Below are 19194 nucleotides of genomic sequence, written 5' to 3' on the forward strand. Positions count from 1 at the left end.
ATGGCATGATTTCTGCTGAAAGATCCTGCTGATAGCGAAAAGGAGATGACAAGGACTCGCCGATGAAGATCAAACCTTTTTCCCGGGACGCTGCCGCTGGCGCACTGAGCTGGCTGCTGACCGGTACGGTAGTGCTGCTGGTGGTGCTGTTCTCCGCGATGATCGTCCGCGACTACGGTCGTGAGACGACCGCCGCCCGACAAACTATCGAGGAGAAGGGGAGCGTACTGATCCGCGCGCTGGAGTCCGGCACGCGCGTTGGCATGGGAATGCGGATGCACCACGCGCAGCTGCAGGCCCTGCTGGAAGAGATGGCCTGGCAGCCGGGCGTCCTGTGGTTCGCGGTGACTGATGACAATGGCGCCATCATCGCCCACAGCGATCCGCAGCAGGTGGGTCAAACGCTCTACAGCCCCGCGCAGATGCGTGCGCTGGCGGTTGGCGAACAGGCTCGCTGGCGGCGGCTTAGCGAGCCGCAGCCGGCCATGGAGATCTATCGCCAGTTTCGCCCGCTCAATCCGGCCCGCGGCCACCATATGGGCATGATGAATCGCGGCAACAGCGCCCTGGCTCAAGCCAGTATCCCGCAGGTGATTTTTATCGCCTTTGATAGCCGCGAGCTGGATGCCGCGCAGGCCAGGGGGCAGCGGAATATGGCCATCATGCTGGGCGCCGCCGCGTTGGTGACAGCGGCAACGATCCTTGCCCAGTTCTGGTTCCGCCGCTATCGCCGCTCACGGAAACAACTGCTGGAGGCGATGGCCCGCAAAGAGAAACTGCTGGCGCTTGGCCATCTGGCGGCAGGCGTGGCGCACGAGATCCGCAATCCGCTCTCGTCGATTAAAGGGCTGGCAAAATATTTTGCCGAGCGCACGCCGCCGGGCGGTGAGTCGCATCAGTTAGCGCAGGTGATGGCCAAAGAGGCCGACCGCCTCAATCGGGTGGTCAGTGAGCTGCTGGAGCTGGTCCGGCCCGCGCATTTAAATTACCAGCCGGTGGATATTAACGCGCTTATCCACCACTCATTGCAGTTGGTTAGCCAGGATGCGCAGAGTCGCGGGATCGCGCTGCAATTTACGCCGCGCCCGGAGCTCTCCACGATCAACGCCGATGCCGACCGCCTGAACCAGGTGCTGTTGAACCTGTACCTGAACGCGATGCAGGCGATTGGCCGCGACGGCGTCATTCACGTATCGGCAAGTGAAACCGATCGGCGACGTATGAAAATAGTCGTTAAGGATAGCGGTAAGGGGATGAGCGATGAAGAGCTACAGGCCATCTTCACTCCTTATTTTACCACCAAGGCGGACGGCACCGGGCTGGGGCTGGCGGTGGTGCAGAATATTATCGAACAACATGGCGGGACGATCCGCGCCGAAAGTCAGCCGGGGGCTGGAGCGATATTTACGCTTTGGCTACCGCTGGATGCTCAACGGAGGGAAGATGAGCAGCGATAAGGTACAGATTCTGGTTGTCGATGATGACATCAGCCACTGCACGATCTTGCAGGCGCTGCTGCGCGGCTGGGGCTATCAGGTGGCATTAGCCCACAACGGCCGGCAGGCGCTGGAGCAGATCCATCATCAGGTTTTCGACCTGGTACTGTGCGATATTCGCATGGCGGAGCTGGACGGTATCGCAACGTTAAAAGAGATAAAAGCCTATAACCCGGCGATCCCGGTGCTGATCATGACGGCGTTCTCCAGCGTCGATACGGCGGTGGAGGCCATTAAGTCCGGGGCGCTGGATTATCTGATTAAACCGCTGGATTTTGACACGTTACAGCAGACGTTAGTCCAGGCACTGGCACACACCCGTCATAGCGAGGGCGACCCCAGCGTTGCGACGGATCTACGGTGGGGCATGATTGGCGACAGCCCGGCGATGCAGGCGCTTCTTAACGAAATTACGCTGGTAGCCCCTTCGGACGCGACGGTGCTGATCCATGGGGAGTCGGGAACCGGTAAGGAACTGGTGGCGCGCGCCATCCACGCCTGCAGCGGGCGCGGTGATAAGTCGCTGGTGACGCTCAACTGTGCGGCGCTGAATGAGTCGCTGCTGGAGTCGGAACTCTTCGGCCATGAAAAAGGGGCGTTTACCGGCGCGGAGCGGCGACGTGAGGGGCGCTTTGTCGAAGCGGATGGCGGCACGCTGTTCCTCGATGAAATTGGCGATATCTCGCCATTGATGCAGGTCCGGCTACTGCGGGCGATTCAGGAGCGGGAGGTGCAGCGTGTCGGCAGCAACCAGACGCTTGCCGTTGATGTGCGGCTGATCGCCGCCACCCACCGCAACCTCGCCGAAGAGGTCAGCGCCGGGCGTTTTCGCCAGGATCTCTATTACCGCCTGAACGTCGTGACTATTGAGATGCCGCCGCTGCGCCGGCGCCGGGAAGATATTCCGCAGCTGGCGCAGCACTTTCTCAAACGCTATGCCGAACGCAATCGTAAGGCGGTAAAGGGGTTCACGCCACAGGCGATGGACCTGCTGATCCACTACCCCTGGCCGGGCAATATTCGCGAGCTGGAAAACGCGGTGGAGCGGGCGGTGGTGCTACTGACCGGAAACTATATCTCTGAGCGAGAACTGCCGCTGGCGATCGCCGGTACGCCGCTGCCATCAGGCGGGAGCGAGGAGGGGGGAATTCAGCCGTTAGTGGAAGTGGAGAAAGAGGTGATTCTGGCGGCGCTGGAAAAAACGGGCGGCAACAAAACCGAAGCCGCCCGTCAGTTAGGCATTACGCGGAAAACGCTGCTGGCGAAACTTAGCCGTTAGCCTTTTCACGTTCGATGGCGCGCCAGCCGATATCGCTACGGCTAAAGCTACCGTCCCAGCGAATGTCGGTCAGCAGCTGATAGGCGCGCTGCTGCGCCTGCGCTACGGTATCGCCCAGGGCGGTGACGCACAGTACGCGACCGCCGTTGGTGACCACGCGCTGGTCGTCAGACAGTTTCGTGCCGGCGTGGAAGACTTTACCGTCTGCCGCTTCCTGCTGCGGCAGACCATGGATCTCATCGCCCGTGTTGTAGTTGCCCGGATAGCCGCCGGCGGCAACCACCACGCCCAGCGACGCGCGGTCATCCCACTCGGAGGTTTTCTCATCCAGCTTGCCCGCGCAGGCGGCGAGGCACAGCTCTACCAGGTCGGATTTCATGCGCAGCATGATCGGCTGGGTTTCCGGATCGCCAAAGCGGCAGTTGAACTCAATGACCTTCGGGTTGCCCTGCTTGTCGATCATCAGACCGGCATACAGGAAACCGGTATAGGTGTTGCCTTCCGCGGCCATGCCCTTCACGGTTGGCCAGATAATCCGCTCCATGGTGCGCTGATGGACTTCATCAGTCACGACCGGCGCCGGAGAATAAGCGCCCATCCCACCGGTATTCGGGCCGGTATCGCCGTTGCCGACGCGTTTGTGATCCTGGCTGGTGGCCATCGGCAGGACGTGCTCGCCGTCGACCATCACAATAAAGCTGGCCTCTTCGCCATCGAGGAACTCTTCAATGACGATGCGGTGTCCGGCGTCGCCGAAAGCGTTACCGGCCAGCATGTCTTTGACCGCCGCTTCGGCTTCCTCGAGGGTCATCGCCACGATAACGCCTTTACCCGCCGCCAGACCGTCGGCTTTGATGACGATCGGCGCGCCTTTCTCGCGCAGATAAGCCAGCGCTGGCTCAACGTCGGTGAAGTTCTGATATTCCGCCGTCGGGATATGATGACGAGCAAGGAAATCTTTGGTGAAGGCCTTCGAACCTTCCAGCTGCGCAGCGCCTTCGGTTGGCCCGAAGATGGCCAGCCCGGCGGCACGAAACGCGTCAACCACGCCAATGACCAACGGCGCTTCCGGGCCAACGATGGTCAGGTCGATATTTTCATCCTGGGCGAAGCGAAGCAGCGCCGGAATATCGGTAACGCCGATGGCGACGTTTTGCAGCGACGGCTCCAGCGCGGTACCGGCGTTGCCCGGCGCGACGTAGACGGTATCAACCAGCGGCGATTGGGCCGCTTTCCAGGCCAGGGCGTGTTCGCGCCCGCCGTTGCCGATTACTAATACTTTCATCTGCTGCTCCATGAATTAATGGCGGAAGTGGCGCATGTCGGTGAAAATCATGGCGATGCCGTGTTCGTCAGCGGCGGCAATCACTTCGTCGTCGCGGATAGAGCCGCCCGGCTGAATAACGCAGGTGATGCCGACCGCTGCCGCGGCGTCAATCCCGTCGCGGAATGGGAAGAAGGCGTCAGAGGCCATGGCGGAGCCTTTCACTTCCAGACCTTCGTCACCGGCTTTAATCCCGGCGATTTTCGCCGAGTAGACGCGGCTCATCTGGCCGGCACCTATGCCGATGGTCATATTGTCTTTGGCATACACGATGGCGTTGGATTTGACGAATTTCGCCACTTTCCAGCAGAACAGCGCATCGCGCAGCTCTTGCTCGCTCGGCTGACGTTTGCTGACCACGCGCAGTTCACCCGCGGTGACCATACCGAGATCGCGGTCCTGAACCAGCAGACCACCGTTAACGCGTTTGAAATCGAGACCGGCAACGCGCGCATCCCACTGACCGCAGGTCAGTACGCGGACGTTCTGCTTCGCGGCAGTGATTTTCAGCGCTTCTTCGCTGGCGGACGGGGCGATGATCACCTCGACAAACTGGCGAGAGATGATCGCCTGCGCGGTGTCGGCATCCAGTTCGCGGTTGAAGGCGATGATGCCGCCGAACGCGGAGGTCGGGTCGGTTTTGTATGCGCGATCGTAGGCGTCGAGGATCGAGTCGCTAACGGCAACGCCGCATGGGTTAGCGTGCTTAACGATCACGCAGGCCGGTTCGTTGAACTCTTTCACGCACTCCAGCGCCGCATCGGTATCGGCAATGTTGTTATAGGAGAGCGCTTTGCCCTGCAGCTGGGTAGCGGTTGCCACGGAAGCTTCTTTGACATTCTCTTCTATATAGAAGGCAGCCTGCTGGTGGCTGTTTTCGCCGTAGCGCATATCCTGCTTCTTAATGAAGTTCAGATTCAGGGTGCGTGGGAAGCGGCCAGCGGCTTCTTTGCTTTCGCCGTGATAGGCCGGAACCATGCTGCCGAAGTAGTTGGCAATCATGCTGTCATACGCGGCGGTGTGTTCGAAGGCTTTAATGGCGAGGTCGAAGCGGGTGTCCAGCGTCAGGGAGCCTTCGTTGGCATCCATCTCATTAATGATGGCTGTGTAGTCGCTGCTCTTCACCACGATGGCGACGTCTTTGTGGTTTTTCGCCGCGGAGCGGACCATGGTCGGGCCGCCGATATCGATGTTTTCCACCGCGTCTTCCAGCGAGCATCCTTCGCGAGCGACGGTCTGGGCAAACGGATAGAGGTTAACGACCACCATATCGATAGGCGCGATCCCGTGCTGCTGCATGATGCCGTCATCCTGACCGCGACGGCCGAGGATGCCGCCGTGTACTTTCGGATGCAGGGTTTTCACGCGTCCATCCATCATTTCCGGGAAACCGGTGTAGTCAGAGACTTCGGTTACCGGCAGGCCTTTATCTGCCAGCAGGCGAGCGGTGCCGCCAGTGGACAGCAGCTCGACACCACGGGCGGAAAGCGCCTGCGCGAATTCGACGATACCGGCCTTGTCAGAAACACTGAGCAGAGCGCGGCGGACTGGACGACGTTGTTGCATGGTATTAAATCCCCAGGATTTGAACATTACAGAGAGCGTTAGGTGAGTTTTTGCCTAAAAACTCACCTAACGCACCCAACCGGGCATCCGTGTCATAGCGCGGCATTGTAACGAAAACGTTTGCGCAACGCTCGCGAATTTTTATCTTTCTCTTTAGGCCGATGGTTCTCCTTCTATATAGCTGCCGATCCGCGGCGCTTTCGGTCCTGGTTTGACGCTCTCCTGTGGATAATTCTGTGTGTAAAGGGGTATAAAGCGGGGTTTTGCTGGGGAATGCAGCAGTCAGTCATTTTTCTGCCATTTTTCTATTGCGGGCGCTCGAGAACTCCCTATAATGCGCCTCCATCGACACGGCAGATGTGAATCACTTCACACAAACAGCCGGTTCGGTTGAAGAGAAAAATCCTGAAAAACGGGTTGACTCTGAAAGAGGAAAGCGTAATATACGCCACCTCGCGACAGAGCGCTAAAGCGCGTCGCAACTGCTCTTTAACAATTTATCAGACAATCTGTGTGGGCACTCAAAGTGACATGGATTCTTAATGTCTTCGGACAATAAATGAATACCAAGTCTCAAGAGTGAACACGTAATTCATTACGAAGTTTAATTCTTTGAGCATCAAACTTAAATTGAAGAGTTTGATCATGGCTCAGATTGAACGCTGGCGGCAGGCCTAACACATGCAAGTCGAGCGGTAGCACAGAGAGCTTGCTCTCGGGTGACGAGCGGCGGACGGGTGAGTAATGTCTGGGAAACTGCCTGATGGAGGGGGATAACTACTGGAAACGGTAGCTAATACCGCATAACGTCGCAAGACCAAAGTGGGGGACCTTCGGGCCTCATGCCATCAGATGTGCCCAGATGGGATTAGCTAGTAGGTGGGGTAACGGCTCACCTAGGCGACGATCCCTAGCTGGTCTGAGAGGATGACCAGCCACACTGGAACTGAGACACGGTCCAGACTCCTACGGGAGGCAGCAGTGGGGAATATTGCACAATGGGCGCAAGCCTGATGCAGCCATGCCGCGTGTATGAAGAAGGCCTTCGGGTTGTAAAGTACTTTCAGCGGGGAGGAAGGCGATAAGGTTAATAACCTTGTCGATTGACGTTACCCGCAGAAGAAGCACCGGCTAACTCCGTGCCAGCAGCCGCGGTAATACGGAGGGTGCAAGCGTTAATCGGAATTACTGGGCGTAAAGCGCACGCAGGCGGTCTGTCAAGTCGGATGTGAAATCCCCGGGCTCAACCTGGGAACTGCATTCGAAACTGGCAGGCTAGAGTCTTGTAGAGGGGGGTAGAATTCCAGGTGTAGCGGTGAAATGCGTAGAGATCTGGAGGAATACCGGTGGCGAAGGCGGCCCCCTGGACAAAGACTGACGCTCAGGTGCGAAAGCGTGGGGAGCAAACAGGATTAGATACCCTGGTAGTCCACGCCGTAAACGATGTCGATTTGGAGGTTGTGCCCTTGAGGCGTGGCTTCCGGAGCTAACGCGTTAAATCGACCGCCTGGGGAGTACGGCCGCAAGGTTAAAACTCAAATGAATTGACGGGGGCCCGCACAAGCGGTGGAGCATGTGGTTTAATTCGATGCAACGCGAAGAACCTTACCTGGTCTTGACATCCACAGAACTTGCCAGAGATGGCTTGGTGCCTTCGGGAACTGTGAGACAGGTGCTGCATGGCTGTCGTCAGCTCGTGTTGTGAAATGTTGGGTTAAGTCCCGCAACGAGCGCAACCCTTATCCTTTGTTGCCAGCGGTTCGGCCGGGAACTCAAAGGAGACTGCCAGTGATAAACTGGAGGAAGGTGGGGATGACGTCAAGTCATCATGGCCCTTACGACCAGGGCTACACACGTGCTACAATGGCATATACAAAGAGAAGCGACCTCGCGAGAGCAAGCGGACCTCATAAAGTATGTCGTAGTCCGGATTGGAGTCTGCAACTCGACTCCATGAAGTCGGAATCGCTAGTAATCGTAGATCAGAATGCTACGGTGAATACGTTCCCGGGCCTTGTACACACCGCCCGTCACACCATGGGAGTGGGTTGCAAAAGAAGTAGGTAGCTTAACCTTCGGGAGGGCGCTTACCACTTTGTGATTCATGACTGGGGTGAAGTCGTAACAAGGTAACCGTAGGGGAACCTGCGGTTGGATCACCTCCTTACCTTAAAGAAGCGTACTTTGAAGTGCTCACACAGATTGTCTGATAGAAAGTGAAAAGCAAGGCGTCTTGCGAAGCAGACTGATACGTCCCCTTCGTCTAGAGGCCCAGGACACCGCCCTTTCACGGCGGTAACAGGGGTTCGAATCCCCTAGGGGACGCCACTTGCTGGTTTGTGAGTGAAAGTCACCTGCCTTAATATCTCAAAACTCATCTTCGGGTGATGTTTGAGATATTTGCTCTTTAAAAATCTGGATCAAGCTGAAAATTGAAACACTGAACAACGAGAGTTGTTCGTGAGTCTCTCAAATTTTCGCAACACGATGATGGATCGCAAGAAACATCTTCGGGTTGTGAGGTTAAGCGACTAAGCGTACACGGTGGATGCCCTGGCAGTCAGAGGCGATGAAGGACGTGCTAATCTGCGATAAGCGTCGGTGAGGTGATATGAACCGTTATAACCGGCGATTTCCGAATGGGGAAACCCAGTGTGTTTCGACACACTATCATTAACTGAATCCATAGGTTAATGAGGCGAACCGGGGGAACTGAAACATCTAAGTACCCCGAGGAAAAGAAATCAACCGAGATTCCCCCAGTAGCGGCGAGCGAACGGGGAGGAGCCCAGAGCCTGAATCAGTGTGTGTGTTAGTGGAAGCGTCTGGAAAGGCGCGCGATACAGGGTGACAGCCCCGTACACAAAAATGCACATGCTGTGAGCTCGATGAGTAGGGCGGGACACGTGGTATCCTGTCTGAATATGGGGGGACCATCCTCCAAGGCTAAATACTCCTGACTGACCGATAGTGAACCAGTACCGTGAGGGAAAGGCGAAAAGAACCCCGGCGAGGGGAGTGAAAAAGAACCTGAAACCGTGTACGTACAAGCAGTGGGAGCACCTTCGGGTGTGACTGCGTACCTTTTGTATAATGGGTCAGCGACTTATATTCTGTAGCAAGGTTAACCGTATAGGGGAGCCGCAGGGAAACCGAGTCTTAACTGGGCGTTAAGTTGCAGGGTATAGACCCGAAACCCGGTGATCTAGCCATGGGCAGGTTGAAGGTTGGGTAACACTAACTGGAGGACCGAACCGACTAATGTTGAAAAATTAGCGGATGACTTGTGGCTGGGGGTGAAAGGCCAATCAAACCGGGAGATAGCTGGTTCTCCCCGAAAGCTATTTAGGTAGCGCCTCGTGAACTCATCTTCGGGGGTAGAGCACTGTTTCGGCTAGGGGGTCATCCCGACTTACCAACCCGATGCAAACTACGAATACCGAAGAATGTTATCACGGGAGACACACGGCGGGTGCTAACGTCCGTCGTGAAGAGGGAAACAACCCAGACCGCCAGCTAAGGTCCCAAAGTCATGGTTAAGTGGGAAACGATGTGGGAAGGCACAGACAGCCAGGATGTTGGCTTAGAAGCAGCCATCATTTAAAGAAAGCGTAATAGCTCACTGGTCGAGTCGGCCTGCGCGGAAGATGTAACGGGGCTAAACCATGCACCGAAGCTGCGGCAGCGACACTATGTGTTGTTGGGTAGGGGAGCGTTCTGTAAGCCTGCGAAGGTGACCTGTGAGGGTTGCTGGAGGTATCAGAAGTGCGAATGCTGACATAAGTAACGATAAAGCGGGTGAAAAGCCCGCTCGCCGGAAGACCAAGGGTTCCTGTCCAACGTTAATCGGGGCAGGGTGAGTCGACCCCTAAGGCGAGGCCGAAAGGCGTAGTCGATGGGAAACAGGTTAATATTCCTGTACTTGGTGTTACTGCGAAGGGGGGACGGAGAAGGCTATGTTAGCCGGGCGACGGTTGTCCCGGTTTAAGCATGTAGGCTGATTATCCAGGCAAATCCGGATAATCAAGGCTGAGGTGTGATGACGAGGCACTACGGTGCTGAAGTAACAAATGCCCTGCTTCCAGGAAAAGCCTCTAAGCATCAGGTAACATCAAATCGTACCCCAAACCGACACAGGTGGTCAGGTAGAGAATACCAAGGCGCTTGAGAGAACTCGGGTGAAGGAACTAGGCAAAATGGTGCCGTAACTTCGGGAGAAGGCACGCTGGTGTGTAGGTGAAGCCCCTGCGGGTGGAGCTGAGACCAGTCGAAGATACCAGCTGGCTGCAACTGTTTATTAAAAACACAGCACTGTGCAAACACGAAAGTGGACGTATACGGTGTGACGCCTGCCCGGTGCCGGAAGGTTAATTGATGGGGTTATCCGTAAGGAGAAGCTCTTGATCGAAGCCCCGGTAAACGGCGGCCGTAACTATAACGGTCCTAAGGTAGCGAAATTCCTTGTCGGGTAAGTTCCGACCTGCACGAATGGCGTAATGATGGCCAGGCTGTCTCCACCCGAGACTCAGTGAAATTGAACTCGCTGTGAAGATGCAGTGTACCCGCGGCAAGACGGAAAGACCCCGTGAACCTTTACTATAGCTTGACACTGAACACTGGTCCTTGATGTGTAGGATAGGTGGGAGGCTTTGAAGTGTGGACGCCAGTCTGCATGGAGCCATCCTTGAAATACCACCCTTTAATGGCTGGTGTTCTAACGTGGGCCCGTAATCCGGGTTGCGGACAGTGTCTGGTGGGTAGTTTGACTGGGGCGGTCTCCTCCCAAAGAGTAACGGAGGAGCACGAAGGTTAGCTAATCCTGGTCGGACATCAGGAGGTTAGTGCAAAGGCATAAGCTAGCTTGACTGCGAGAGTGACGGCTCGAGCAGGTGCGAAAGCAGGTCTTAGTGATCCGGTGGTTCTGAATGGAAGGGCCATCGCTCAACGGATAAAAGGTACTCCGGGGATAACAGGCTGATACCGCCCAAGAGTTCATATCGACGGCGGTGTTTGGCACCTCGATGTCGGCTCATCACATCCTGGGGCTGAAGTAGGTCCCAAGGGTATGGCTGTTCGCCATTTAAAGTGGTACGCGAGCTGGGTTTAGAACGTCGTGAGACAGTTCGGTCCCTATCTGCCGTGGGCGCTGGAGAATTGAGGGGGGCTGCTCCTAGTACGAGAGGACCGGAGTGGACGCATCACTGGTGTTCGGGTTGTCATGCCAATGGCACTGCCCGGTAGCTAAATGCGGAAGAGATAAGTGCTGAAAGCATCTAAGCACGAAACTTGCCCCGAGATGAGTTCTCCCTGAGACTTTAAGTCTCCTGAAGGAACGTTGAAGACGACGACGTTGATAGGCCGGGTGTGTAAGCGCAGCGATGCGTTGAGCTAACCGGTACTAATGAACCGTGAGGCTTAACCTTACAACGCCGAAGATGTTTTGGCGGTTTGAGAAGATTTTCAGCTGATACAGATTAGTCGATGCGTCCGCAGGACGTGTTGATAAAACAGAATTTGCCTGGCGGCACTAGCGCGGTGGTCCCACCTGACCCCATGCCGAACTCAGAAGTGAAACGCCGTAGCGCCGATGGTAGTGTGGGGTCTCCCCATGTGAGAGTAGGGAACTGCCAGGCATCAAATAAAGCAGAAAGCTCAGTCGGAAGGCTGAGCTTTTTTGCGTTTGTGCCATCCGGGAAGGGTGCCGGCATGCCCCCCCGGTGGCGCTGCGCTTACCTGGGCTACACGATCCGTAGCCCGGACAAGGTGCGCAGCACCGCCTCCGCGGGAGGCTCCTGTCCAAGGGTTAGCAGTTGCGACGTCAATCTTAGTCTGCTTCAGCCTGCTGCTCATGTATCAAATTCAATAACGGATACGGTTGCCCCAGATCGTCCGTTTCAGAGCGCCCTGTCACCCTAAAACCCATTCTCTGATAAAACCCGACCGCTTGTTCATTCTGCTCATTTACGTTTGTCGTCAGCTTCGGCGTTAACGACAGCGCATGCTCAATCAGCAATCTCCCCACGCCGCAGCCGCGGACATCTGGATCGACGAACAGCGCATCCATATGATCTCCGGTCAGTAGCATAAAGGCGATCGGCTGGTCCTCCGTGTTAACCGCCACCCACAGCGGAGCCTCCGGTAAAAATGCGCGTACCATCTCCTCCAGCTCCTTTCGATACGCTTTTGACAGAAAGTCGTGGGTGGCGTCGACCGACCGACACCAGATCGCAATCAGTTTATCCCCTTCATCAGGCCGGGAACGGCGGATGCTAATAACCATATTTTCTCCTTTTCTTCATTCTTATATTCTAACTCAATGCGCGCCGTGAAATTTTCTCACCGTGAACATGCAGACTCGACATTCACCCGATTCCTGGTTATCTTCAGCTATCTGGATGTCTAAACGTTTATACGTATGCTATGAGGTAATAGAGTTATGCCAATTCGGGTGCAGGACGAGCTACCAGCCGTCAATTTCTTGCGCAATGAAAACGTCTTTGTAATGACGACAACGCGTGCAACAACTCAGGAAATCCGCCCCCTGAAGGTGTTAATCCTCAACCTGATGCCGAAGAAAATCGAGACGGAGAATCAGTTCCTGCGTCTGCTGTCGAACTCTCCGCTGCAGGTGGACATCCAGTTATTACGTATCGATGCACGTGAGTCACGTAATACGCCGGCGGAGCATCTGAATAACTTTTACTGCAATTTCGATGAGATCTGCGATCAGAACTTTGACGGCCTGATCGTCACCGGCGCTCCTTTAGGCCTGGTTGAATTTAATGATGTCGCTTACTGGCCGCAGATCAAACAGGTGCTGGAGTGGGCCAAGGATCACGTCACTTCGACGCTGTTCGTCTGTTGGGCGGTGCAGGCCGCGCTGAATATTCTGTACGGCATTCCCAAGCAAACCCGCGCCGAAAAGATTTCTGGCGTCTATGAACACCATATTCTACACCCACACGCCTTACTGACCCGCGGTTTCGACGACTCTTTCCTCGCCCCACACTCACGCTATGCTGACTTTCCGGCAGGGCTTATCCGTGACTATACCGATCTCGAGATCCTCGCGGAGACAGAAGAGGGCGATGCGTATCTGTTCGCCAGTAAAGATAAGCGTATCGCCTTCGTCACCGGCCACCCCGAGTACGATGCCAATACCCTGGCAAGTGAATATTTCCGCGATGTGGAAGCCGGTTTGAACCCTGAGGTTCCCCACAACTATTTTCCGCAAAACGACCCGCAGAACAAACCGCGCGCTACCTGGCGCAGCCACGGTAATCTGCTGTTCGCTAACTGGCTGAACTATTACGTCTACCAAATTACACCATACGATCTGCGGCATATGAATCCAACGCTGGAGTAATACTCCGCACGAAACGATCCTAAAGCGTTTCAGCACTTTGCCTCTGGCACCTTCGGGTGCCTTTTTTATTTCCGAAATTCACCTCAGAGCTGATGATAACTTTAATTTCATTGTTATCAATATGTTAATGTAATTTTGAAATTAAAATGGAAATTGTTTTTGATTTTGAAAATTAATTGAGTAGTCTTAATTGTGCTGAGCGAAAACTGCACAACGATCTTTCGCTCGCTTCCAGCGGATCAACCAAGAGGAGCAGCACAATGACGCAGCAGGCGACAATCACCGATGAACTGGCCTTTAGTCAGCCCTATGGCGAGCAGGAGAAGCAGATCTTAACGCCTGAGGCGGTAGAATTTCTGACGGAACTGGTGAGCCGCTTTACGCCGGCGCGCAATAAACTGCTGGCCGCGCGTCTGCAGCAGCAGCAGGCTATTGACGATGGACAGCTGCCGGATTTTATTTCGGAAACTGCTTCCATTAGAAATAGCGACTGGACCATTCGTGGTATCCCGGCGGATTTACAGGATCGCCGCGTTGAAATTACCGGCCCCGTCGAGCGCAAGATGGTCATTAACGCGTTGAACGCTAACGTAAAAGTCTTTATGGCGGACTTTGAGGATTCGCTGGCGCCTGACTGGCGTAAAGTCATTGATGGTCAAATCAACCTACGCGATGCCGTGAACGGGACCATCAGCTACACCAATGAGGCTGGCAAAATCTATCAACTGCAGCCCAATCCCGCTGTGCTGGTATGCCGTGTGCGCGGTCTGCATCTGCCGGAAAAGCATGTGACCTGGCGTAATGAGGCCATCCCCGGCAGTCTTTTCGATTTTGCGCTCTATTTCTTTCATAACTACCAGGCGCTGCTGGCGAAAGGAAGTGGTCCCTACTTCTATCTGCCAAAAACCCAGGCCTGGCAAGAGGCGGCATGGTGGAACGATGTCTTCAGCTTTACTGAAGATCGCTTTGATTTGCCGCGCGGCACCATCAAGGCCACGCTGCTGATTGAAACACTGCCGGCGGTATTCCAGATGGATGAGATCCTGCATGCGCTTCGCGACCATATTGTCGGCCTGAACTGCGGCCGCTGGGACTATATCTTCAGCTATATCAAGACGCTGAAAAACCATCCGGACCGCGTACTGCCGGACCGCCAGGTGGTGACGATGGATAAACCCTTCCTTAGCGCCTACTCACGGTTGTTGATTAAGACCTGCCACAAACGCGGGGCGTTTGCGATGGGCGGGATGGCGGCCTTTATCCCGAGCAAAGATGTCGAGCGTAACCGTCAGGTGCTGAATAAAGTCACCGCCGACAAAGAGCTGGAGGCGAACAACGGTCACGATGGCACCTGGATCGCCCATCCTGGGCTGGCGGATACCGCCATGGCGGTGTTTAACCGCGTGCTCGGCGACAAGCCGAATCAGCTCTCGGTGACCCGTAGCGAGGACGCGCCCATTACCGCCGAACAGCTGCTGGCCCCCTGCGAGGGCGAGCGCACCGAAGCCGGGATGCGCGCCAACATTCGCGTGGCGGTGCAGTACATCGAAGCCTGGATCTCCGGCAACGGCTGCGTACCGATTTATGGCCTGATGGAAGACGCCGCGACAGCCGAGATCTCGCGCACCTCTATCTGGCAGTGGATCCATCATCAGAAAACCCTGAATGACGGCACGCCGGTCACAAAAGCGCTGTTCCGCCAGTGGCTGGCGGAAGAGCTGATGGTGATTCAGGAAGAGCTGGGAGAGCACCGCTTCAGCCATGGCCGCTTTGACGATGCGGCGCGGCTGATGGAGCAGATTACCACCTCCGACGAACTGATTGATTTTCTGACATTACCGGGCTACCGCCTGCTGGCCTAATCGCCAGATGGTGTGGTTCGCCATTTAGTCCTTCACCAATGCGCCTGGAGAGCCAGGAAATTATATGGAGCATCTGCACATGAAAACCCGTACCCAACAAATCGAAGAATTAAACAAAGAGTGGACGAACCCGCGCTGGGAAGGGATTACCCGCCCGTACAGCGCGGAAGAGGTGGTGAAATTACGCGGCTCGGTGAACCCGGAATGCACGCTGGCGCAGCTTGGCGCGGCGAAAATGTGGCGTCTGCTGCACGGTGAAGCGAAGAAAGGATACATCAACAGCCTTGGCGCGCTGACCGGCGGCCAGGCCTTGCAGCAGGCGAAGGCCGGCATCGAAGCCATTTATCTCTCCGGCTGGCAGGTGGCGGCGGATGCTAACCTGGCGTCCAGCATGTACCCGGATCAATCGCTGTACCCGGCCAACTCGGTACCGGCGGTGGTGGATCGGATCAACAATACCTTCCGCCGCGCCGATCAGATCCAGTGGTCAGCCGGCATCGAGCCGAACGATCCGCGCTTTATCGACTATTTCCTGCCGATCGTGGCGGATGCGGAAGCCGGTTTTGGCGGCGTCCTTAATGCCTTCGAGCTGATGAAATCGATGATTGAAGCCGGTGCAGCGGCTGTTCACTTCGAAGATCAGCTGGCGTCGGTGAAGAAGTGCGGTCATATGGGCGGTAAAGTGCTGGTCCCGACCCAGGAAGCGATACAGAAACTGGTGGCGGCGCGTCTGGCGGCTGACGTGATGGGGGTCCCGACGCTGGTGATCGCCCGTACCGATGCTGACGCTGCCGATTTAATTACCTCAGACTGCGATCCGTACGATCGTGAGTTTATTACCGGGGATCGCACCAGCGAAGGGTTCTTCCGCACCCACGCCGGGATCGAGCAGGCGATCAGCCGCGGGCTGGCCTATGCGCCGTATGCGGACCTGGTGTGGTGTGAAACGTCGAAACCGGATCTTGAGCAGGCGCGTCGCTTTGCTGAAGCCATTCATGCGCGTTTCCCGGGCAAACTGCTGGCCTATAACTGCTCGCCGTCGTTTAACTGGAAGAAAAATCTCGATGATAAAACCATCGCCAGCTTCCAGCAGCAGCTGTCGGACATGGGATACAAGTACCAGTTTATTACCCTCGCCGGGATCCACAGCATGTGGTTCAACATGTTCGACCTCGCCCATGCTTACGCTCAGGGTGAGGGGATGCGCCATTATGTTGAAAAAGTGCAGCAGCCGGAATTCGCCGCCGGGCCGGAAGGCTATACCTTCGTCTCGCATCAGCAGGAGGTGGGTACCGGCTACTTCGACAAGGTCACCACCATTATCCAGGGCGGTGCCTCGTCGGTGACGGCGCTGACCGGCTCGACCGAAGAAGATCAGTTTTGAGCCATGCCCGGTGGCACGACGCTAACCGGGCCTGTGAAGGGATCCAGGCCGGATAAGCGAGCGCGCCATCCGGCCTGACGTGGTGCCGGATGGGGGAGTTCGATGACGCGTGGTCTGGAATTACTGATTGCCCAAACGATATTGCAGGGATTTGACGCTCAGTATGGGCGTTTTCTCGAAGTGACTTCCGGCGCGCAGCAGCGCTTTGAACAGGCCGACTGGCATGCGGTGCAGCAGGCGATGAAACAGCGGATCCACCTCTATGACCACCATGTGGGTCTGGTGGTGGAGCAGCTGCGCTGCATCACGGAAGGAAAGAGCACGGATGCCGACTTTTTGCTGCGGGTGAAAGCCCACTACACCCGTTTGCTGCCGGATTACCCTCGTTTTGAAATTGCCGAGAGCTTTTTCAATTCGGTCTACTGCCGCCTGTTTGACCACCGCTCGCTGACCCCCGAGCGGCTCTTTATTTTCAGCTCGCAGCCCGAGCGTCCTTTTCGCACCCTTCCGCGACCGCTGGCGAAAGATTTTTTTGCCGATCGCGGCTGGCCGCACCTGCTGGGTAAAGTGCTGTCCGATCTGCCGCTGCGGCTGCCGTGGCAAAATAAAGCGCGGGATATCGGCTATATCATTGCCAGTCTGCAGGAGGCGCTGGGGGAGGAACTGCTCGCCACCTGTCATCTGCAGGTCGCCAATGAGCTGTTCTATCGTAATAAAGCCGCCTGGCTGGTGGGCAAACTGGTGATGCCGATGACCACGCTGCCCTTTTTGCTGCCGATCCATCGCAGCGACGAGGGCGAGCTGTTTGTCGATACCTGCCTGACCACCCATGCCGAAGCGAGCATCGTGTTTGGCTTCGCGCGTTCCTATTTTATGGTTTATGCGCCACTGCCCGGCGCCCTGGTGGAATGGCTGCGCGAGATCCTGCCGGGGAAAACCACGGCCGAGCTGTATATGGCGATTGGCTGCCAGAAGCACGCTAAAACCGAAAGCTATCGTGAATATCTGCACTACATCGCTCGCTGCGATGAGCAGTTTATTGAGGCGCCGGGCATTCGCGGGATGGTGATGCTGGTGTTTACCCTGCCGGGGTTTGACCGGGTGTTTAAGGTGATCAAAGACCGCTTCGCGCCGCAGAAAGAGATGACCGCCGCCCACGTGCGCGCCTGCTATCAGCTGGTAAAGGAGCATGACCGCGTCGGGCGGATGGCGGACACGCAGGAGTTTGAAAATTTCGTGCTGGAGAAACGACAAATCGCGCCGGCGCTGCTGGCGCTGCTGCAGGCGGAGGCGGGGAACAAACTGACCGACCTCGGCGACCGGATTGTCATCAGTCATCTGTATATTGAACGGCGAATGGTGCCGCTCAACCTGTGGCTGGAGCAGGTTAACGGCCAGGCGCTACGCGATGCGGTAGAAGAGTATGGGAATGCTATCCGCCAGCTGGCCGCCGCCAACATCTTTCCCGGTGATATGCTGTTTAAAAACTTCGGCGTCACCCGCCACGGCCGGGTGGTGTTCTACGACTATGACGAAATCTGCTATATGACGGAAGTGAATTTTCGCCAGATCCCACCGCCGCGCTATCCCGAGGATGAACTGGCCAGCGAGCCGTGGTACAGCGTCTCGCCGGGGGATGTGTTCCCGGAGGAGTTCCGCCACTGGCTGTGTGCCGACCCGCGCATTGGGCCGCTGTTTGAGGAGATGCATGCCGACCTGCTGCGCGCCGACTACTGGCGCGAACTGCAGACGCGGATTAAAAACGGCCATGTGGAAGATGTCTACGCCTACCGGCGCAAGCAGCGTTTTAGCGTGCGCTATGGCGCCGACAGTAGGCCGGATAAGGCGTTTACGCCGCCATCCGGCAAGGTGCGCCGATCTGCCTGATGGCGCTACGCTTATCAGGCCTACTTAAAATGCCCCGGTGGGGCATTTTTTTTTATTTAACCCCGCCGTATGCCAGCGTGACCTCTTTCGCGGCCTTAATGACCAGCGCGCCCAGCTCGGTCACCCGGTCATCGGTCATGCGTGAGATGGGGCCGGAGATGGAGATTGCCGCGAACGGTTCGCGGTGTTCATCATAAATGCAGGCGGCGACGCAGCGGAGGCCGAGCGCGTGCTCCTCGTCGTCGAACGAGTAGCCCCGCTTGCGGGTCTGCGCTAAATCTTCCTTCAGATGCAGCGGCGAGACCAGCGTGGCATGCGTATAGGCATGTAGCCCTTTACGGTGCAGGAGGCTGGTAACCTGCTCTTCGCTCAGCTGCGAGAGAAACGCCTTCCCGGCGCCGGAGGCGTGCATCGGCAGTTTTCCGCCGATCGGCGCCGACATCCGCATCAGCTGGGTGCACTGCACCTGGTCGATAATGATCGCCTGGTGGTCGCTCTGGTCAAGCACTGCCAGATTCACCGTTTCACCGGAATCTTCCATCAGCTGGCGCAGGATCGGGTGGACAATCGCCAGCAGATTGCGGCTTTGCAGAAAGCTGCTACCGACCACGAAGGCATGCGCGCCGACGGCCCAGTGGCCCAGCTCGCCGACCTGGCGGACGAAACCCAGCTGCTGCATGGTGGTCAGCAGGCGGTGAGTGGTTGAGTTAGGCAGACCCGCCTGCTGCGCCAGCTCGGTCAGCGCGACGCTGCTGTGGGATTCGGCAATCCATTCGAGCAATTTCAGGCCGCGGGTCAGCGACTGAACCTGACCGCCAGCCTGCTGGGCGGTGGCAGCCGCGGGTTTTCTGCCGCGTTTCGCGGGAACGGGGGTAGTGGCCATCGCGGACTCCTTTTTCTGTATCGTGGAAATAATTTTCGTTTTATTTGGCGATAATGCAATCACTACCGGACTCATCGGAGGAGTGAAGCTGAACATGTCTCATATTGCCCGTTGTTGTCTTTTCCGCTCCGGTGGTTTATGCCAGTA

10 protein-coding genes, 1 tRNA gene and 3 rRNA genes are annotated in these 19194 nt (G+C 56.5%); 10 read left to right on the forward strand and 4 right to left on the reverse strand.

Features of this window, described 5'->3' with window-relative positions; translation table 11 throughout:
* Nucleotides 1-62 precede the first annotated feature (62 nt).
* Together zraS and zraR are read left to right on the forward strand one after the other, a co-directional pair.
* Nucleotides 63-1457 carry a two-component system sensor histidine kinase ZraS gene (gene zraS / locus GQR96_RS01175; RefSeq protein ID WP_065905285.1) on the forward strand — a complete coding sequence of 465 codons (1395 nt, stop codon included), beginning with the start codon at nucleotides 63-65 and terminating at the stop codon, nucleotides 1455-1457.
* Nucleotides 1444-2775 (forward strand): sigma-54-dependent response regulator transcription factor ZraR, encoded by a 1332-nt coding sequence (gene zraR, locus GQR96_RS01180; protein ID WP_004206737.1) that lies wholly within the window; start codon nucleotides 1444-1446, stop codon nucleotides 2773-2775. Before zraS ends, zraR begins: the two co-directional genes overlap by 14 nt.
* On the opposite strand, the gene purD is transcribed toward zraR, so the two are convergent.
* Nucleotides 2765-4060: a phosphoribosylamine--glycine ligase gene (purD, locus tag GQR96_RS01185; protein WP_004206736.1), complete on the reverse strand. Its 1296-nt coding sequence runs from the start codon at nucleotides 4058-4060 to the stop codon at nucleotides 2765-2767. The two genes, zraR and purD, sit on opposite strands and share 11 nt — an antisense overlap.
* A gap of 15 nt (nucleotides 4061-4075) precedes the next feature.
* A complete protein-coding gene (gene purH, locus GQR96_RS01190; RefSeq protein ID WP_004206735.1) occupies nucleotides 4076-5665 on the reverse strand; it encodes a bifunctional phosphoribosylaminoimidazolecarboxamide formyltransferase/IMP cyclohydrolase in 1590 nt (529 codons plus the stop codon).
* A 627-nt stretch (nucleotides 5666-6292) separates the two neighbouring features.
* Between purH and GQR96_RS01195 the strand changes: the two genes are divergently transcribed.
* The 4 genes from GQR96_RS01195 (at nucleotide 6293) to rrf (ending at nucleotide 11298) form a co-directional block, all read left to right on the forward strand.
* A 16S ribosomal RNA gene (locus GQR96_RS01195) occupies nucleotides 6293-7832 on the forward strand.
* Between the two features lie 85 nt (nucleotides 7833-7917).
* Nucleotides 7918-7993, forward strand: a tRNA-Glu gene (locus GQR96_RS01200).
* Nucleotides 7994-8186: 193 nt separating this feature from the next.
* Nucleotides 8187-11088: ribosomal RNA gene (locus GQR96_RS01205) — 23S ribosomal RNA — on the forward strand.
* Nucleotides 11089-11182: 94 nt separating this feature from the next.
* Nucleotides 11183-11298, forward strand: a 5S ribosomal RNA gene (gene rrf, locus GQR96_RS01210).
* The 16S, 23S and 5S rRNA genes sit together here with 1 tRNA gene alongside, the layout of an rRNA operon.
* A 191-nt stretch (nucleotides 11299-11489) precedes the next feature.
* Here the strand turns inward: rrf and GQR96_RS01215 are convergent.
* Entirely contained in the window at nucleotides 11490-11945 is a 456-nt protein-coding gene (locus tag GQR96_RS01215) for an acetyltransferase (RefSeq protein WP_004206832.1), read from the reverse strand.
* 156 nt (nucleotides 11946-12101) lie between these two features.
* Between GQR96_RS01215 and metA the strand changes: the two genes are divergently transcribed.
* From metA to aceK, 4 genes are all read left to right on the forward strand, one after another.
* On the forward strand, nucleotides 12102-13031 hold the full coding sequence (metA, locus tag GQR96_RS01220) for a homoserine O-acetyltransferase MetA (RefSeq protein WP_004206830.1): 930 nt from the start codon (nucleotides 12102-12104) through the stop codon (nucleotides 13029-13031).
* 260 nt (nucleotides 13032-13291) lie between these two features.
* The gene (gene aceB, locus GQR96_RS01225; protein ID WP_032456808.1) at nucleotides 13292-14893 is read left to right on the forward strand and encodes a malate synthase A; all 1602 of its coding nucleotides are present in this window, start codon (nucleotides 13292-13294) and stop codon (nucleotides 14891-14893) included.
* Between the two features lie 79 nt (nucleotides 14894-14972).
* Nucleotides 14973-16277, forward strand: a complete 1305-nt coding sequence (gene aceA, locus GQR96_RS01230) for an isocitrate lyase (RefSeq protein WP_004206828.1) — start codon at nucleotides 14973-14975, stop codon at nucleotides 16275-16277.
* A 102-nt stretch (nucleotides 16278-16379) separates the two neighbouring features.
* Nucleotides 16380-18164 (forward strand): bifunctional isocitrate dehydrogenase kinase/phosphatase, encoded by a 1785-nt coding sequence (gene aceK, locus GQR96_RS01235; protein ID WP_004206827.1) that lies wholly within the window; start codon nucleotides 16380-16382, stop codon nucleotides 18162-18164.
* A 52-nt stretch (nucleotides 18165-18216) separates the two neighbouring features.
* On the opposite strand, the gene iclR is transcribed toward aceK, so the two are convergent.
* Nucleotides 18217-19047 (reverse strand): glyoxylate bypass operon transcriptional repressor IclR, encoded by an 831-nt coding sequence (iclR, locus tag GQR96_RS01240; RefSeq protein ID WP_004206826.1) that lies wholly within the window; start codon nucleotides 19045-19047, stop codon nucleotides 18217-18219.
* Between the last annotated feature and the right edge of the window lie 147 nt (nucleotides 19048-19194).

The sequence above is a fragment of the Klebsiella sp. PCX genome (assembly GCF_021869705.1).
GTDB classification, from domain to species: Bacteria; Pseudomonadota; Gammaproteobacteria; order Enterobacterales; family Enterobacteriaceae; genus Klebsiella; species Klebsiella quasipneumoniae.